The organism is Bradyrhizobium sp. USDA 4516, from assembly GCF_054055915.1.
In genome coordinates this window covers 7,884,145-7,897,983 of sequence record NZ_JBSRXT010000001.1, presented here as the reverse complement: position 1 = coordinate 7,897,983, position 13,839 = coordinate 7,884,145, and the positions used below count along the sequence as shown (strand labels likewise).

The following is a 13,839-nucleotide window of genomic DNA, read 5'->3' as shown; positions in this document are numbered from 1 at the left end:
CGTCAAAACAACATTCTGGAGCTTCCTTCCGACTTGATCGGAACGAGGCCCCGGGCGGCGCTTGCGCCGCGGGCGCGGCGGACTATAAGGGGCCCGAAAATCCAATCAAGTCAGGGCGAAATGGCCGGTATTTCCGCAAAGACATCGCAGCTTCGCGCCGTCAGGGTATGGCTGGTCGCGGTGGCCGCCCTGATCGCCCTGATGGTCTTGGTCGGCGGCGCCACGCGGCTGACCGAGTCCGGCCTGTCGATCGTCGAATGGAAGCCGGTGACCGGTACGCTGCCGCCGCTGACCGAGGCGCAGTGGACCCAGGCCTTCGAGGGCTACAAGAGGATCCCGCAATATCGCGAGCTCAACGCCGGGATGACGCTCGAGCAATTCAAGACGATCTTCTGGTGGGAGTGGAGCCACCGGCTGCTTGGCCGCGTGATCGGCGCGGCCTATCTGCTGCCGTTCCTGTATTTCCTGTGGCGCGGCGCGGTGAGCGGCGAACTCGGCCGGCGATTGTGGGTGATTTTCGGCCTCGGCGCGCTGCAGGGCGGCGTCGGCTGGTGGATGGTCGCGTCCGGCCTCTCTGAACGCATCGAGGTATCGCAGTATCGGCTGGCGACGCATCTGGTGCTGGCGCTCCTGATCTTCGCGGCGATCGTCTGGACGCTGCGGCGCCTGACCGACCGCCCAAGCGTGATCGCGCCGCTCAGGCTGAAGATCACGAGCGCGGTGCTGCTCGTGCTGACCTTCGTGCAGCTCTATTTCGGCGCGCTGGTCGCGGGGCTGCGCGCGGGCAGGGTTTATAATACCTGGCCCGACATCGACGGCGGCTTCATTCCGTCGGCTGACCGGCTTTGGTTCGAGACACCGTGGTGGCGCAATCTGTTCGACAACACGCTGACGGTGCAGTTCGAACATCGCATGACCGCCTATCTGCTGTTCGCGCTGGCGATCGCACATGCGATCGATGCCATGCGCGCGCGCGCCGGCGGCGCTGTGATCGCGGGGGCCTGGTGGCTGGTGGCTGCGATCACGCTGCAGGCGACGCTCGGCATTCTGACGCTGCTGCATCGGGTGCCGATCGATCTGGCGCTGACGCACCAGGCCGTCGCCATCGTCGTGCTGACACTAGCGGTGCTGCAGGCCGAGCGCTTCGCCGCGCGCCGGACCGAGCGGGATCAGCCGACCCTCGTTGCGGTCGGCCAGCCCGGTTGATCGATCAACCTCTTTGATCGATCAGGACAGATAGTCGAGCCCGATATCGAGCGCGGCCGAGCTGTGGGTCACCCAGCCGACCGAGATCAGGTCGACGCCGGTTGCGGCAATCGCTGCGACCGTCGCCGCGGTGATGCGGCCGGAGGCTTCGGTGATCGCCTTGCCGCGCGCCATGTCGACCGCCTGGCTGAGCTGCTCGGTCGTCATGTTGTCGAGCAGCACCGCGTCGACGCCGAGCGTCAGCGCCTCTTCGAGCTGCGACAGCGTGTCGACCTCGACCTCGATCTTGACGAGATGGCCGGCATTGGCCTTGGCGCGCTCGATCGCGGTGCGGATGCCGCCGGCGAGCGCGATGTGGTTGTCCTTGATGAGCACGGCATCGTCGAGGCCGAAGCGATGATTGCCGCCGCCGCCGGCGCGCACCGCATATTTCTCCAGCGCACGCAGTCCCGGCGTGGTCTTGCGAGTGCAGACGATCTGCGCGCGGGTGCCCGCCACGGCCTTGACCAGCGTAGCCGTTGCGGTGGCGACACCGCTCAGATGGCAGAGGAAGTTGAGCGCGGTCCGCTCGGCGGTGAGCAGGCTGCGGGCCGGGCCGTCGATGATCGCGATGACCTGGTCGGGTTCGACCGCGTTGCCGTCGGGCCGTTCGGCGCGCAGCGTGATGGCCGGCGACACCGTCTGGAAGGCTGACTGCGCGACATCGAGCCCGGCGATCACACCGGGCTGCCGCGCCCGCATCACCAGCCGCGCCTGCTGGCCGGCCAGCACGATGGCGTCTGCGGTGATATCGCCGGCGCGGCCGAGATCCTCGCGCAAGGCGGTCTGCACGATCGGCTCATAGATCAGCGGCAGCAGGGGGGGGAGGGTCATGACAGGGCACTCCTGGCAAATGGCGTGGATTCGACGATGTCGCGCGCGGCGGCGAGTGCATCGGCGCGGGTAAGGGACGACGGAACGGCCGACGCAGCAATGTGCGGGAAATCGCTGCGGAAGTGGCCGCCGCGGCTTTCCTCACGCCGGATGGCGGCAACCGCGACCATCAATCCGACCAATGCTGCGTCGGACGCCGCACTGTGACCGCATGCGAGTGGATAGAGGCTGCGGATCGCGCGGGCGATCCCGTCGCGGTCGCGCAGGACGCCGAGGCCCTGGGTGAGGATCGGTCGCACGGCGGAGGGATCGGAAGCCTGTGGCATCGCATCGTCGCGCAGCATGGCGCGTGGGCCCGCACTCACGCTTTCGATGCTTTCGGCGACCCAGCGCGCGCAGACGATCGCTTCCATCAGCGAGTTGCTGGCGAGGCGGTTGGCACCGTGCAACCCGGTGCGCGCGGCCTCGCCGCAGGCCCACAGGCCCTGCACCGTGCAGCGGCCAAAACCGTCAACCGTGATGCCGCCCATGTGGTAGTGAACCGCCGGCCGGATCGGGATCGGATCATGGGCGGGATCGATGCCGGCCATCTTGCAGAACGCGCTGATCACGGGATAGCGCTGAGCAAACTCCGCGCCCGGATGTTGGCGCGCGTCGAGGAAGGTGCGATGCCCCGCGGCGCGGTGGCGCCAGACGGCGCGCGCGACGATGTCGCGTGGCGCAAGCTCGGCGCCGGGCTGATCGGCCATGAAGCGCTCGCCGGTCTCGTCGATCAACACCGCGCCATCGCCACGGATCGCCTCGGTCAGCAGCGGCATCGGGCGCGACGGCCCGTCGAACGCGGTCGGATGAAACTGGACGAACTCGATGTCTGACAGTTTCGCGCCGGCCTGTGCGGCAAGTGCGAGCCCCTGGCCGAAACACCCGCCGGGATTGGTGCTGTCGGCGAACAGCCCACCGATGCCGCCGGTCGCGATCACCACGCGATTGGTCGTGATCGTCAGCGCGCCGCTTGCGTTGGCTGCAAGCACGCCCCTGACCGCATTGTCCTCGACCAGCAGCCAGCGCGCCTCGACGCCTTCCAGCAGCGTGATCGATGGTGTGCGCCGGACCGCCGCGATCAGCGCGCGCATGATCTCGCGTCCGGTACCGTCGCCGGTGGCGTGCACGATGCGGTTGCGGCGGTGTGCGGCCTCGAGCCCGAGGCGCCAGCTGCCGTCGGCGTGCCGGTCGAAGGCGACGCCGAGCCTCGCCAGCTGCTCGACGGCGGCGGGCGCGGCGTGGACGATCCGGCTCGCGGCGGCCGCGTCGCAAAGGCCGGCGCCGGCCGCGAGCGTATCGGCGAGATGCAGGGCAGGGCTGTCATCTGCGCCGACCGGCGCCGCAAGGCCGCCCTGAGCCCACATGCTGGAAGCTTCCGCGCCGAGCGGCGACTTCGACAGCAGCACGACCGGCTCGGGGGCGAGCTGAAGCGCGGTCATCAGCCCGGCGGCACCGCCGCCGATGATCACCGGGCGGCCGTTGAGATCGGAGATATCGATGCTCATATCGCCAGCATCCTTTCGACGCTCTTGCGCGCGCGATCAGCGATCGCGGAGTCGATGGTGACCTCGTGCTGGTTGGTCTCCAGCGCGTGACGGATGTTCTTCAGCGTGATCCGCTTCATGTGCGGACAGAGATTGCAGGGGCGGACGAAGTCGACACCGGGATTTAGCGCGGCGATGTTGTCGCTCATCGAGCATTCCGTCAGCAGCACGACGCGCGGCGGACGTTTGGTCTCGACGAACGACTGCATCGCAGCCGTCGACCCGGCAAAGTCCGCTTCGGCGACCACCTCGGGCGGGCATTCCGGATGCGCCAGGATGGTGACATCGGGATGATCCTCGCGCAGCTGACGCACGTCATCGGCGGTGAACAACTCGTGCACCTCGCAGTGGCCCTTCCAGGCGATGATCTTCTTGCTGGTCTGCTTGGCGATGTTCTGCGCCAGATATTCATCCGGGAGCATGATGACGCGCTCGGCGCCGAGCGATTCAACCACCTTCAGCGCATTGCCCGACGTGCAGCAGATGTCGGACTCGGCCTTCACCGCGGTCGAGGTGTTGACATAGGCGACGACCGGTGCGTCCGGGTAGCGCGCGCGCATCAGCCGCACGTCCTGCGCGGTGATGGAATCCGCCAGCGAGCAACCGGCCTTGAGGTCGGGGATCAGCACGGTCTTGGCCGGATTGAGTAGCTTCGCGGTCTCGGCCATGAAGTGCACGCCCGCGAGCACGATGACATCGGCATCGACCTTGGTTGCTTCGCGCGCGAGCAACAGGCTGTCGCCGACGATATCGGCGACGCCGTGGAAGATCTCCGGCGTCTGGTAATTATGCGCCAGTACCACCGCGTTGCGGCGGCGTTTCAGCGCGAGGATCGCATCGACGTCCTCGGCGAACGTGGCCCATTCGAACGGCGGGATGACGCGTTTGACGCGCTCATAAAGCGGCGCGGTGCGGGTGAGCAGATCGGTATCGAGCGCAACCATTTATACTCTCCGTGAGCATAAGATGGCTTATACTTATCCTGAGCATAAGGCGTGTCAAGTGCGCGAAAGCGGGAGCTTGGTGCCGGCGACGGCCCGTTCGGCCAGCACGGCATGGCGGAAGCGGAATAGCTTGGCCGGCCGGCCGACGGTATCGGCGGCCATTGCGCCAGTCTCTTCAACGAGTTCCTGCTGCTCGATCAGCCGGCGGAAGTTCTGCTTGTGGACCAGCCGGCCTGCGAGCGCCTCAACACTGCGTTGCAGTTGCAGCAGGGTGAACTCGGCCGGCATCAGCTCGAATACCACCGGACGGTATTTGATCTTGGCGCGCAGCCGCGCGATCCCGGTCGCGAGAATGCGGCGATGATCCGCCGTCATCGGCTTGCCCGGCACGACCGGCGCCTCGCGGCCATGCCCGCGTCCGGCTTCCGGGATCAGCGCGGCCTCGTAGAGCAGCTCGTAGCGTTGCAGCACCAGCTCCTCGTTCCAGTCGCGATCGTCGAGACCGAAGGTGATGGCGCAGCGCTGCCAGCGCTCGCGCTGCAGCGTCGGTGACGGCGCCGCCTTCGCCCACGTTTTCAGCTTCGGCGCGATCGTCTTCGCCAGGAAGGCCGGCGCGCCGGCGCGATGATCCTCCCAGGGGAAGTAGTCGTACCAGCCGGACCAGTGCGCCTCGAAGCCTTCGCCGACCCGATCCTCGCGGGTCAGGCCGAGATAGCTGATCGAGACGCTGTGCGGCCCCTTGGCATCGCCGGAACGGCCGCGGTCGGCAAAGGTGTAGAGCTGCTCGACATAGCCGAGCGGGTGGCCGGTCTGCGCTTCGACCCAGGCCCGCAGCGCGGTCTGCAGCGAGCGATGGGTGAACTCGAACGGGCCGCTCGGCAGCGCGGAGCCGCCGGCGATGGTCATGATCTTGGGCGTGCCCTCGGTGACGGCGACCAGCACCGCGACGAGATCGGCGGTCACCGCGTTCCCCGAAGCCGGTGCGCTGGATTTCTGCGGCGATCTGGCCACCCGATCGGTCCGCGCTAGCAGTAGCCGTAGACGCCACAGGCGTAGGGCAGGCGGTCCCAATAGGTCACATAGGCACCGCCGTAGTACGGGCCGAAATAGTTGTAGGAGTGCCAGTTGCCGTAATAGCCGGGCAGCGACGACGACCCCGGCAGCAGCGGCTCGCCGGGCACGAACGGGATATACGGCTCGGAATTGAGCGGGATCACCACGGGCTGCTCGACGATCACGAGCTGGCGTCCGCGCCGCACATAGGTCGGCGATGTGATCGTGGTGCGGTAGGCGTAATGCCGGTGCGGCAGGCCCGCCGGCAGCTGGCGCGCGGCCTTGACGGTCGCGCTCTTGGCGACGGCCGGGCCGTCGGCGGCGTCAGCAGGCGGGATCGCAAACAATGCGATCGCGAGCGGCAATGTCCAGCGCAGCATCAATGGTCTCCCGAATCATCCGGAGCCTATCACTGCCACTTTAAGCCGGATTGAACGTTAACGAGAGGCCCGTCGGTATTAAGCGTTAACGGGAGGCCCGCCGCCTTGGGCAAGCTGCCGGAGCGATGCGGCGCACCGCTCCGGAACAAGTGCGGGATCAGGCGCGCAGGGCCTGGTCGAGGTCGGCGATCAGGTCTTCCTTGTCCTCGATGCCGATCGAAAGCCGCACCACCTCGGGCGCCGCGCCCGACCTCACCTTGGCGGCGTCGTCGAGCTGGCTGTGGGTGGTGGAGGCCGGATGGATCACCAGCGAGCGGGTGTCGCCGACATTGGCGAGATGCGAGAACAGCTGCAGGTTCGACACCAGATTGACGCCGGCGTCATAGCCGCCCTTAAGGCTAAACGTGAACACCGCCCCGGCTCCCTTCGGCGCATATTTGCGCTGCAAGGCGTTGTACCTGTCACCGGGCAGGCCGGCATAGTTCACCGCCGACACGGCGGGGTGGGTGGAGAGGAATTCCGCCACCGCCTTGGCGTTGTCGCAGTGCTTCTGCATGCGCAGCGGCAGCGTCTCGATGCCGGTCAGGATCATGAAGGCGTTGAACGGCGACAGCGCGGGGCCGAGGTCGCGCAGGCCGAGCACGCGGCAGGCGATCGCGAAGGCGAAGTTGCCGAAGGTCTCCTGGATCCGGATGCCGTGATATTCCGGGCGCGGCTCGCTCAGCATCGGATATTTGTTGTCCTTCGACCAGTCGAAGGTGCCGGCATCGACGATGATGCCGCCGAGTGAGTTGCCGTGACCGCCGAGGAACTTGGTTAGGGAGTGCACGACGATGTCGGCGCCGTGGTCGATCGGCTTGATCAGATAGGGCGAGGCCAGCGTGTTGTCGACGATCAGCGGCACGCCGGCCTTGCGCGCAACGGCCGCGATCGCCTCGATATCGGTGATGCTGCCGGCCGGGTTGGCGATCGACTCGATGAAGATCGCCTTGGTGTGCGGCGTCACCGCGCGCTCGAAGCTTTCGATCTCATCTGGGTCGGCCCAGGCCACGTTCCAGCCGAACGCCTTGAAGGCGTGCGTGAACTGGTTGATCGAGCCGCCATAGAGCTTGCGTGCCGCGATGATCTCATCGCCGGGCTTCAACAGCTGCTGCAGCACGACGACCTGCGCCGCGTGACCGGAAGCGACGGCGAGCGCCGCGGTGCCGCCTTCGAGGGCTGCGACACGTTCCTCGAGCACGGCATTGGTCGGGTTGCCGATGCGGGTATAGATGTTGCCGAAAGCCTGCAGGCCGAACAGCGAGGCCGCGTGGTCGGCATCGTTGAAGACGAATGACGTGGTCTGGTAAATCGGTGTCGCCCGCGCGCCGGTGGTGGGATCAGGCTGCGCGCCGGCGTGCACGGCGAGGGTGGAAAATCCCGGAAGGCGATCGGTCATTCTTTAGTATCCTGTTGTGGCCTGGTCGAAACGCGCGGCATGCTGATGGCGACGGCGCCCGCCGTCAAGCGAGTTGGGCGCATTGCCAGTTTTTGGAGGGGCATCCCGCGCTATACCGGATGATCGCAGCGATTATTCCGCCGCGATGTCAGGTCGTCTCGGTCTTGTTCTTTGCCGCGCGGTCGGACGCCGCGGTCTGTCCGCCGCCGAAGCTCGTGCGATTGAGCGACAGCCGCATGCCCTGCGTCGGGATCGGCGCACGCTTGGAACTCAGCGTGCGCGAGTTGACGCCCATCCACGAGATCTCCGACGACAGCCGGCCATACTCGATCTTCGGGCAGCGGTTCATCACCACTTTGAGGCCCGCGGCTTCCGCCTTCTCGGCCGCGGCGTCGTCGCGTGCGCCAAGCTGCATCCAGATCACCTTCGGCGGCGTCGACAATTTCAGCGCCTCCTCGACCACGGGCATGATGTGGCTTGAATTGCGGAAGATGTCGATCATGTCGATCGGCCGATCGATGTCCGCAAGCGAGGCGACGAACGGCTTGCCCATCAGCGTCTTGCCGACATGGCCGGGGTTGACCGGGATCATGTCGTAGCCGCGTTGCGCCAGATATTTGAACGCGAAATAGCTCGGCCGCACATTGACCGGCGAGGCGCCGACCATCGCGATGGTCTTGACGTTGTTCAGAATGCTGCGGATGTAATTGTCGTCGTAGGCGTCGTGATTCATTTTTCTTCCGGGTTTGTCATTCCGGGGGCTCGCGCAGCGAGAACCCGGAATCTCGAGATTCCGGGTCTGGTGCTAATGCACCATCCCGGAATGACGACCTCAGGTCGTCACTTGTCCTGCCACTTCGGATCGCGCTTCTCGATGAAGGCACCGATGCCTTCCTCGGCGTCGCGCGCCATCATGTTTTCGGTCATCACCTCGGCGGCGAAGCGATAGGCATCGGCGAGGTTCATCTCGGCCTGGCGATAGAACGCTTCCTTGCCGAGCTTGACGGTGTAGGCCGATTTCAGCGCGACCTTCTCGGCCAGCGCGATCGCGGCGTCGCGTTCGGTGCCAGCGGATACCACGCGGTTGACGAGGCCGATGCTCTGCGCCGTTGCCGCCGAGACCGGCTCTCCGGTCAGCAGCATCTCCATGGCCTGTTTGCGCGGCACGTTGCGCGACAGCGCCACCATCGGCGTCGAGCAGAACAGCCCGATGTCGACGCCCGGCGTCGCGAACGCCGCCGCTTCGGAGGCGACCGCGAGGTCGCAACTTGCGACGAGCTGGCAGCCGGCCGCGGTGGCGATGCCCTGGACGGATGCGACCACCGGCTTCGGAAGGCGCACGATGGCCTGCATCATCGCGCTGCAGGCGTTCATGATCTGCGCGAAATAGGCGCGGCCGCGGTCGGCATCGCTACGGCGCGCGGTAAGCTCCTTGAGGTCGTGGCCGGCGCAGAACGCCGGGCCGTTGGCGGCGAGCACGACGGCGCGGATGCGCTTGTCGCCGCCGACATCGTTCAGGGCGGCGTGCAGCTCGGCGATCAGGCCCTCGGAGAGGCTGTTGCGCGCTCCGGGCCGATTGAGCGTCAGTAGCGCGATACTGCCGACGGTCTCGCGCACCAGGATCGGCTGGTGTTGCGGCGCTTCGGCGCGGGCGGCTTGGGCGGACATGCTGAAATTCCACTTTGGTCTCTGTGACAACTTAATGTAACAGGCAGGCTGAAGCGAGGGCAGGGACGGCATGGCGACTGCGAAAATGAGCGTGGCTGACGTGGAGGAGTTCCTGCGGAGGGAATTCCCGCAGGCGTTCGTCTACGACGATGTCCGGATCGAAAGCGCCGACGGCGAGACGGCCCTGCTGCGCCAGCGCTTCAGCGAGCGCATGCTGCGGCCCGGCGGTACGGTGTCCGGGCCGACCCTGATGGGCCTGGCGGATTTCGCGATGTACGTGGTGCTGCTGTCGGCGATCGGGCCGGTTGGCCTTGCCGTGACCACCAACCTCAACATCAACTTCCTGCGCAAGGGTCAGCCGGGGCAGGACGTACTTGCGGTGGCGAGGCTGCTCAAGCTCGGCAAGCGGCTCGCGGTCGGCGAGGTCAACCTGCTGTCCGGCTCGTCTCCCGATCCCATCGCCCATGTCACGGCGACCTATTCCATTCCAAATCAATAGGCTTTTCTACGGTATTATTGCACCATAATTGCAAGCCATTGTTTTTTCTGATGTAATTTGAGCGCGTGGGCGTTGACGCGCGATCGCGGCTTCTCTAGAAAGCTGCCAGTTCGGCGCATACGGCGCCGATTTCTTTTTCACGGATTTCACACATGAGCACGTTCTCGGCCAAGCCCGCCGAAGTGACGAAGAAGTGGGTCGTGATCGACGCCAAGGGTCTGGTCGTCGGTCGTCTCGCCACGCTCGTCGCGATGCGCCTGCGCGGCAAACACCTGCCCACCTACACCCCGCATGTCGATTGCGGCGACAACGTCATCATCGTCAACGCCGCGCATGTGGTGCTGACCGGTCGCAAGCGCGACCAGAAGACCTACTACAAGCACACCGGCTTCATCGGTGGCATCAAGGAGCGCACCGCGAAGCAGATCCTCGAGGGTCGCTTCCCCGAGCGCGTCGTCGAGAAGGCGATCGAGCGCATGATCCCGCGCGGTCCGCTCGGCCGTATGCAGATGGGCAATCTGCGCGTCTATCCGGGTGCCGATCATCCGCATGAAGCGCAGAGCCCCGAGAAGGTCGATATCGCTTCCCTGAATCGCAAGAACACGAGGGCCGCATAATGTCCGATACGTTGCAGTCCCTCGACCAGCTCTCGCAGGTCAAGCCGGCCGCTCCCGACGCGCCGAAATACGTCAAGAAGGTCGACAAGTACAACCGCGCTTACGCCACCGGCAAGCGCAAGGACGCGGTCGCCCGCGTCTGGGTCAAGCCGGGCTCCGGCAAGATCTCGGTCAACACCCGCGAGTTCGAAGTCTACTTCGCCCGCCCGGTGCTGCGCATGATGATCCAGCAGCCGCTGGTCGCTGCCGCCCGTAATGGCCAGTACGACGTGATCTGCACCGTCGCCGGCGGCGGTCTCTCCGGCCAGGCCGGTGCTGTCCGCCACGGCATCTCGAAGGCGCTCACCAACTTCGAGCCCGAGCTGCGCGGCGTCCTCAAGAAGGGCGGCTTCCTGACCCGCGACAGCCGCTCGGTCGAGCGCAAGAAGTACGGCAAGGCGAAGGCCCGCAAGTCCTTCCAGTTCTCGAAGCGCTAATTCGAGTTCTAAAATTCGCGGCAATTGCCGCGGGCATCGAGTTGCAGAGGGCGCCGCGAGGCGCCCTTTTTGCTGCGTCCGACCGGCGATGCTTCGGCGCGAATTAGCGCAGTTTTTCATGAAAACTTGCGTGTGCGTGCAAACGAAATTGGAACTCGCACCTTCTAGCTTTGCGGGCTCGCAATGGCGCTGCATCACCGTATTTATTTGCGCCTGCGAACGTTGCATCACACCGGCTGGGGTGAGTTTATGTCGTTCGATCCATCGACACTTTATTTGTTCGCCACCATGGTCGCGGGCATGCTCGGCGCCATGCTGTGGTTGTTCGGCAGGCAGGAGAACATTTCCGCGCTGAAATGGTGGGGCACCGCCTATCTGCTCGGCGCGGCCTCGGTCGCGGTCTGGACGGTCGGTAGTTCGACGCTCGATCCGATGGTTCTGCTGGGCCTCAATGCGATCGGCTTCGCCGCCTGCGGCCTGGTCTGGAATGCCGCGCGCATTTTCCACGGCCGCAAGGCCAATTTGCTGGGCCTCGTGCTCGGCCCGATCGCATGGATCGGGGCGGTGACGACGGTTGAGGATCCCGCGATGCGCCTGACGATCGGTGCCGGGATCGTCGCGATCTACGCCGCGCTGACCGCTTCAGAACTGTGGAGCGAGCGCCGCCGCGCGATGCAACGGCGCTGGCTTGCGATCGTCATCCCGGTCGCGCACGGTTGCGTCCTGATGCTGCCGATCCTGGTCGGCGACCTGCTGCGATTGAACGGCCAGAATTTCGTCTCCAGCTTTTGGGTCACGCTGTTTTCGATCGAACTCGTGCTGTACGCGATCGGCACGGTGTTCGTGATCTTCATGATGGTGTCGGACCGCGCGGTGGCCGTGCACAAGACGGCCGCGTCGATCGACCCCCTGAGCGGCATGCTCAACCGCCGCGGCTTCACCGAGGCCTGCGCGCGGGTGATCGAGCGCGAGTCCATTGCCGGCCGGCCGGTCACCGTGATGATCTTCGACATCGATCACTTCAAGTCAATCAACGACCGCTTCGGCCATCCCGCGGGTGACGAGATCCTGAAGCTGTTCTCCGCTGTCGTGGTCAACAGCCTCAGGATCAGCGATCTGTCGGGCCGGATCGGCGGCGAGGAATTCGCAGCGCTGCTGCCGTGCTCGCTGGAGGAGGGTGTGCTGGTCGCCGAGCGCGTGCGCGAAGCCTTCGAGAACAGCAACATCACCTGCGAGGAAGGCGCGGTCGACACCACGGTCAGCATCGGCGTCGCAGGCGGTCCCGCCGGCACCGAGCTCGAGGTGCTGTTGGCCTCGGCCGACACCGCGCTCTACCAGGCCAAGCGCGGCGGCCGCAACCGCGTCGAGGCAGCGGAGGAATTGCCGCTCTCGCTGGAGAACTGGCGGCGCAAGACCGCGGGCCTGCCGGCTTCGGCGCGGCAAAAGCCGGCGAGCGTCCGGGCATGAGTGCGGTAACGAGTGGTTAACCATTCGATCCCATGCTTTCGGGCATGGAGTCGATCCGCACCCGCAATCCGCAGTCAGCCCTGATGTCGCTCGAAGCCGACGCGGTTTCGGCGCGCAGCGGTTTCGCCTGCCTGTTCTCGGACTCGCATGAATACGAGACCGCGCTGATCGCCGAACGGCGCGCGCAGGGGCGATACCAGCCGCCGAAGAGTCGCTGGCCGATGGTGATGCTGGCCGGCGTGATGCTGATGGTCGCGGGAACGGTGCTGCTGCTCTCCTGACGTGCGGTCACGCGGCCCGCGCCGGATCCTCCGTCTTGAAGTGGTCGATCATCACCTTGGCGATCGCCATCAGCGGCAGCGCCAGCGCCAGCCCCCAGATGCCGAACACGACGCCGAGCAGGATCTGGAACGCGAACAGCGTGGCCGGCGGGATGTCGAGCGCCTGGCGCTGGATGATCGGCGTCAGCACGTAGCTTTCCAGCGCGTGGACGCCGAGGAACAGGATGAAGGCCGACAGCGCCGCGATCCATCCGGTCGCAAGGCTCGCGAGCACCACGATCAGCCCGCCGAGGATCGCGCCGACCGTCGGAATGAAGGCGAGCAGGCCGGCCTGGATGCCGAGGATGAACGAGCTCGGAATGCCGATGATGGCAAGCCCGATCCAGGTGACGAGGAATACCGCCGTCATCGTGATGATCTGCGCGATCAGCCAGCGCTCTAGTGTCTCGCCGATGTGGTCGACGATGATGGTCGCCTGCGCGCGGTACTTGACCGGCGCGATGAACAACAGCCCGGCGCGGTAGATGCTGGGCTGGGCCGCGAAGGCGAGCCCGAGAAACAGCACGATGAAGAAGTTGCCGACGACGCTGACGGTGCCGAGTAGCACCTTCAGCGTCTGGCTGATGATGGCGCCGCCGCTTGAGGCCAGCGCGCCGGCGCCGGGGATGCCATGGGACTGCGACGATGGGGGCGTCGTTGTCGTCGTCGTCACGGCGGTGCCTTCGCCCTTTGCCTCGCCCGCGGCATTGGTGAAATCGAGATAGCTGGTGTCGACCCCGTGCTGTTCGAGGAAGTCCTTGACGCTGCCGAGCTGCGATTTGATCGTGTTGCTCAGCACCGTGGCCTGCTGCGCGATCGTGGTGCCGCCGAGGAACACGATGCCGGACAGCAGCCCGGCCATCGCCAGGCAGACGATCGCAAGCCGCAACGCGTGGGGCAGCTTGGTCAGCCGGCCGAGCAGGGTGGTCATGGCATTGAGGGCGACTCCGAGCAGCATGCCGGCGAACAGCAGGAACAGGGTCGCGGCAAAATGCCAGGCGAAGGTCAGCAGGGCAGCGAACAGTACCACGCCGATGCCGCCGACGGCGATCGCCCATGCCAAGTCGTTGCGGGCCTGCAGGCGATTGTCAGCCGAGTCTGTCACGGGTAATTCCCCCTTCGCGACGGTGTTTCGAGCAGTCTTTGGCGAAAACCCCGCCGGGATCAAGCTGGCGGGGCCGTGCCGGTTCGCCGCTGACGGGGTGCGGGGCCGGGCGCGATCGGTGGGCATCTGGCCGGCTTTGGGTCCCGAGGGGCGCGAATCTGTGCAGGACTGCAAGCCCCCCTGTGCAGATATAGATAGTTGATCCGG

General features: G+C 65.9%; 15 protein-coding genes. 6 read left to right on the top strand and 9 right to left on the bottom strand.

Annotated features, from left to right (window positions below):
* The first annotated feature begins 120 nt into the window (after positions 1–120).
* A complete protein-coding gene (locus ACVI1L_RS36435; RefSeq protein ID WP_076825297.1) occupies positions 121–1,206 on the top strand; it encodes a COX15/CtaA family protein in 1,086 nt (361 codons plus the stop codon).
* Positions 1,207–1,227: 21 nt separating this feature from the next.
* Here the strand turns inward: ACVI1L_RS36435 and nadC are convergent, their stop codons facing one another.
* The 8 genes from nadC to ACVI1L_RS36395 form a co-directional block, all read right to left on the bottom strand.
* On the bottom strand, positions 1,228–2,079 hold the full coding sequence (gene nadC, locus ACVI1L_RS36430; protein WP_456785063.1) for a carboxylating nicotinate-nucleotide diphosphorylase: 852 nt from the start codon (positions 2,077–2,079) through the stop codon (positions 1,228–1,230).
* A complete protein-coding gene (locus tag ACVI1L_RS36425) occupies positions 2,076–3,626 on the bottom strand; it encodes an L-aspartate oxidase (protein WP_456785062.1) in 1,551 nt (516 codons plus the stop codon). Before ACVI1L_RS36425 ends, nadC begins: the two co-directional genes overlap by 4 nt.
* The gene (nadA, locus tag ACVI1L_RS36420) at positions 3,623–4,609 is read right to left on the bottom strand and encodes a quinolinate synthase NadA (RefSeq protein ID WP_057020659.1); all 987 of its coding nucleotides are present in this window, start codon (positions 4,607–4,609) and stop codon (positions 3,623–3,625) included. Before nadA ends, ACVI1L_RS36425 begins: the two co-directional genes overlap by 4 nt.
* Positions 4,610–4,663: 54 nt before the next feature.
* Positions 4,664–5,515, bottom strand: coding sequence for an NUDIX hydrolase (locus ACVI1L_RS36415; protein ID WP_425249198.1), 852 nt, complete (start codon positions 5,513–5,515; stop codon positions 4,664–4,666).
* 119 nt (positions 5,516–5,634) lie between these two features.
* A complete protein-coding gene (locus ACVI1L_RS36410; RefSeq protein ID WP_141342883.1) occupies positions 5,635–6,042 on the bottom strand; it encodes a hypothetical protein in 408 nt (135 codons plus the stop codon).
* Between the two features lie 157 nt (positions 6,043–6,199).
* Complete coding sequence (locus ACVI1L_RS36405) at positions 6,200–7,480, bottom strand: O-acetylhomoserine aminocarboxypropyltransferase (protein WP_141342882.1); 1,281 nt, start codon at positions 7,478–7,480, stop codon at positions 6,200–6,202.
* A gap of 148 nt (positions 7,481–7,628) precedes the next feature.
* The gene (locus ACVI1L_RS36400) at positions 7,629–8,213 is read right to left on the bottom strand and encodes a CoA-binding protein (protein ID WP_057020656.1); all 585 of its coding nucleotides are present in this window, start codon (positions 8,211–8,213) and stop codon (positions 7,629–7,631) included.
* A gap of 107 nt (positions 8,214–8,320) precedes the next feature.
* The gene (locus ACVI1L_RS36395) at positions 8,321–9,148 is read right to left on the bottom strand and encodes an enoyl-CoA hydratase (RefSeq protein WP_456785061.1); all 828 of its coding nucleotides are present in this window, start codon (positions 9,146–9,148) and stop codon (positions 8,321–8,323) included.
* A gap of 70 nt (positions 9,149–9,218) precedes the next feature.
* On the opposite strand from ACVI1L_RS36395, the gene ACVI1L_RS36390 reads away from it, so the two are divergent.
* The 5 genes from ACVI1L_RS36390 to ACVI1L_RS36370 all read left to right on the top strand — a co-directional run bounded on the left by ACVI1L_RS36390 (position 9,219) and on the right by ACVI1L_RS36370 (position 12,488).
* Positions 9,219–9,647 carry a PaaI family thioesterase gene (locus ACVI1L_RS36390; protein WP_057020654.1) on the top strand — a complete coding sequence of 143 codons (429 nt, stop codon included), beginning with the start codon at positions 9,219–9,221 and terminating at the stop codon, positions 9,645–9,647.
* A 152-nt stretch (positions 9,648–9,799) separates the two neighbouring features.
* Positions 9,800–10,264, top strand: a complete 465-nt coding sequence (gene rplM, locus ACVI1L_RS36385; protein WP_016840522.1) for a 50S ribosomal protein L13 — start codon at positions 9,800–9,802, stop codon at positions 10,262–10,264.
* On the top strand, positions 10,264–10,740 hold the full coding sequence (gene rpsI / locus ACVI1L_RS36380) for a 30S ribosomal protein S9 (RefSeq protein WP_028333930.1): 477 nt from the start codon (positions 10,264–10,266) through the stop codon (positions 10,738–10,740). Before rplM ends, rpsI begins: the two co-directional genes overlap by 1 nt.
* A 249-nt stretch (positions 10,741–10,989) precedes the next feature.
* Positions 10,990–12,207 carry a GGDEF domain-containing protein gene (locus ACVI1L_RS36375; RefSeq protein ID WP_057020653.1) on the top strand — a complete coding sequence of 406 codons (1,218 nt, stop codon included), beginning with the start codon at positions 10,990–10,992 and terminating at the stop codon, positions 12,205–12,207.
* A 44-nt stretch (positions 12,208–12,251) separates the two neighbouring features.
* The gene (locus ACVI1L_RS36370; protein ID WP_028333932.1) at positions 12,252–12,488 is read left to right on the top strand and encodes a hypothetical protein; all 237 of its coding nucleotides are present in this window, start codon (positions 12,252–12,254) and stop codon (positions 12,486–12,488) included.
* 7 nt (positions 12,489–12,495) lie between these two features.
* On the opposite strand, the gene ACVI1L_RS36365 is transcribed toward ACVI1L_RS36370, so the two are convergent.
* A complete protein-coding gene (locus ACVI1L_RS36365) occupies positions 12,496–13,632 on the bottom strand; it encodes an AI-2E family transporter (RefSeq protein ID WP_076825310.1) in 1,137 nt (378 codons plus the stop codon).
* Positions 13,633–13,839 lie beyond the last annotated feature (207 nt).

Coding starts and splice junctions, on each gene's coding strand:
- ACVI1L_RS36435 (WP_076825297.1), top strand. CDS start 121: ATGGCCGGTATTTCCGCAAAGACATCGCAGCTTCGCGCCGTCAGGGTA.
- nadC (WP_456785063.1), bottom strand. CDS start 2,079: ATGACCCTCCCCCCCCTGCTGCCGCTGATCTATGAGCCGATCGTGCAG.
- ACVI1L_RS36425 (WP_456785062.1), bottom strand. CDS start 3,626: ATGAGCATCGATATCTCCGATCTCAACGGCCGCCCGGTGATCATCGGC.
- nadA (WP_057020659.1), bottom strand. CDS start 4,609: ATGGTTGCGCTCGATACCGATCTGCTCACCCGCACCGCGCCGCTTTAT.
- ACVI1L_RS36415 (WP_425249198.1), bottom strand. CDS start 5,515: ATGACCATCGCCGGCGGCTCCGCGCTGCCGAGCGGCCCGTTCGAGTTC.
- ACVI1L_RS36410 (WP_141342883.1), bottom strand. CDS start 6,042: ATGCTGCGCTGGACATTGCCGCTCGCGATCGCATTGTTTGCGATCCCG.
- ACVI1L_RS36405 (WP_141342882.1), bottom strand. CDS start 7,480: ATGACCGATCGCCTTCCGGGATTTTCCACCCTCGCCGTGCACGCCGGC.
- ACVI1L_RS36400 (WP_057020656.1), bottom strand. CDS start 8,213: ATGAATCACGACGCCTACGACGACAATTACATCCGCAGCATTCTGAAC.
- ACVI1L_RS36395 (WP_456785061.1), bottom strand. CDS start 9,148: ATGTCCGCCCAAGCCGCCCGCGCCGAAGCGCCGCAACACCAGCCGATC.
- ACVI1L_RS36390 (WP_057020654.1), top strand. CDS start 9,219: ATGGCGACTGCGAAAATGAGCGTGGCTGACGTGGAGGAGTTCCTGCGG.
- rplM (WP_016840522.1), top strand. CDS start 9,800: ATGAGCACGTTCTCGGCCAAGCCCGCCGAAGTGACGAAGAAGTGGGTC.
- rpsI (WP_028333930.1), top strand. CDS start 10,264: ATGTCCGATACGTTGCAGTCCCTCGACCAGCTCTCGCAGGTCAAGCCG.
- ACVI1L_RS36375 (WP_057020653.1), top strand. CDS start 10,990: ATGTCGTTCGATCCATCGACACTTTATTTGTTCGCCACCATGGTCGCG.
- ACVI1L_RS36370 (WP_028333932.1), top strand. CDS start 12,252: ATGGAGTCGATCCGCACCCGCAATCCGCAGTCAGCCCTGATGTCGCTC.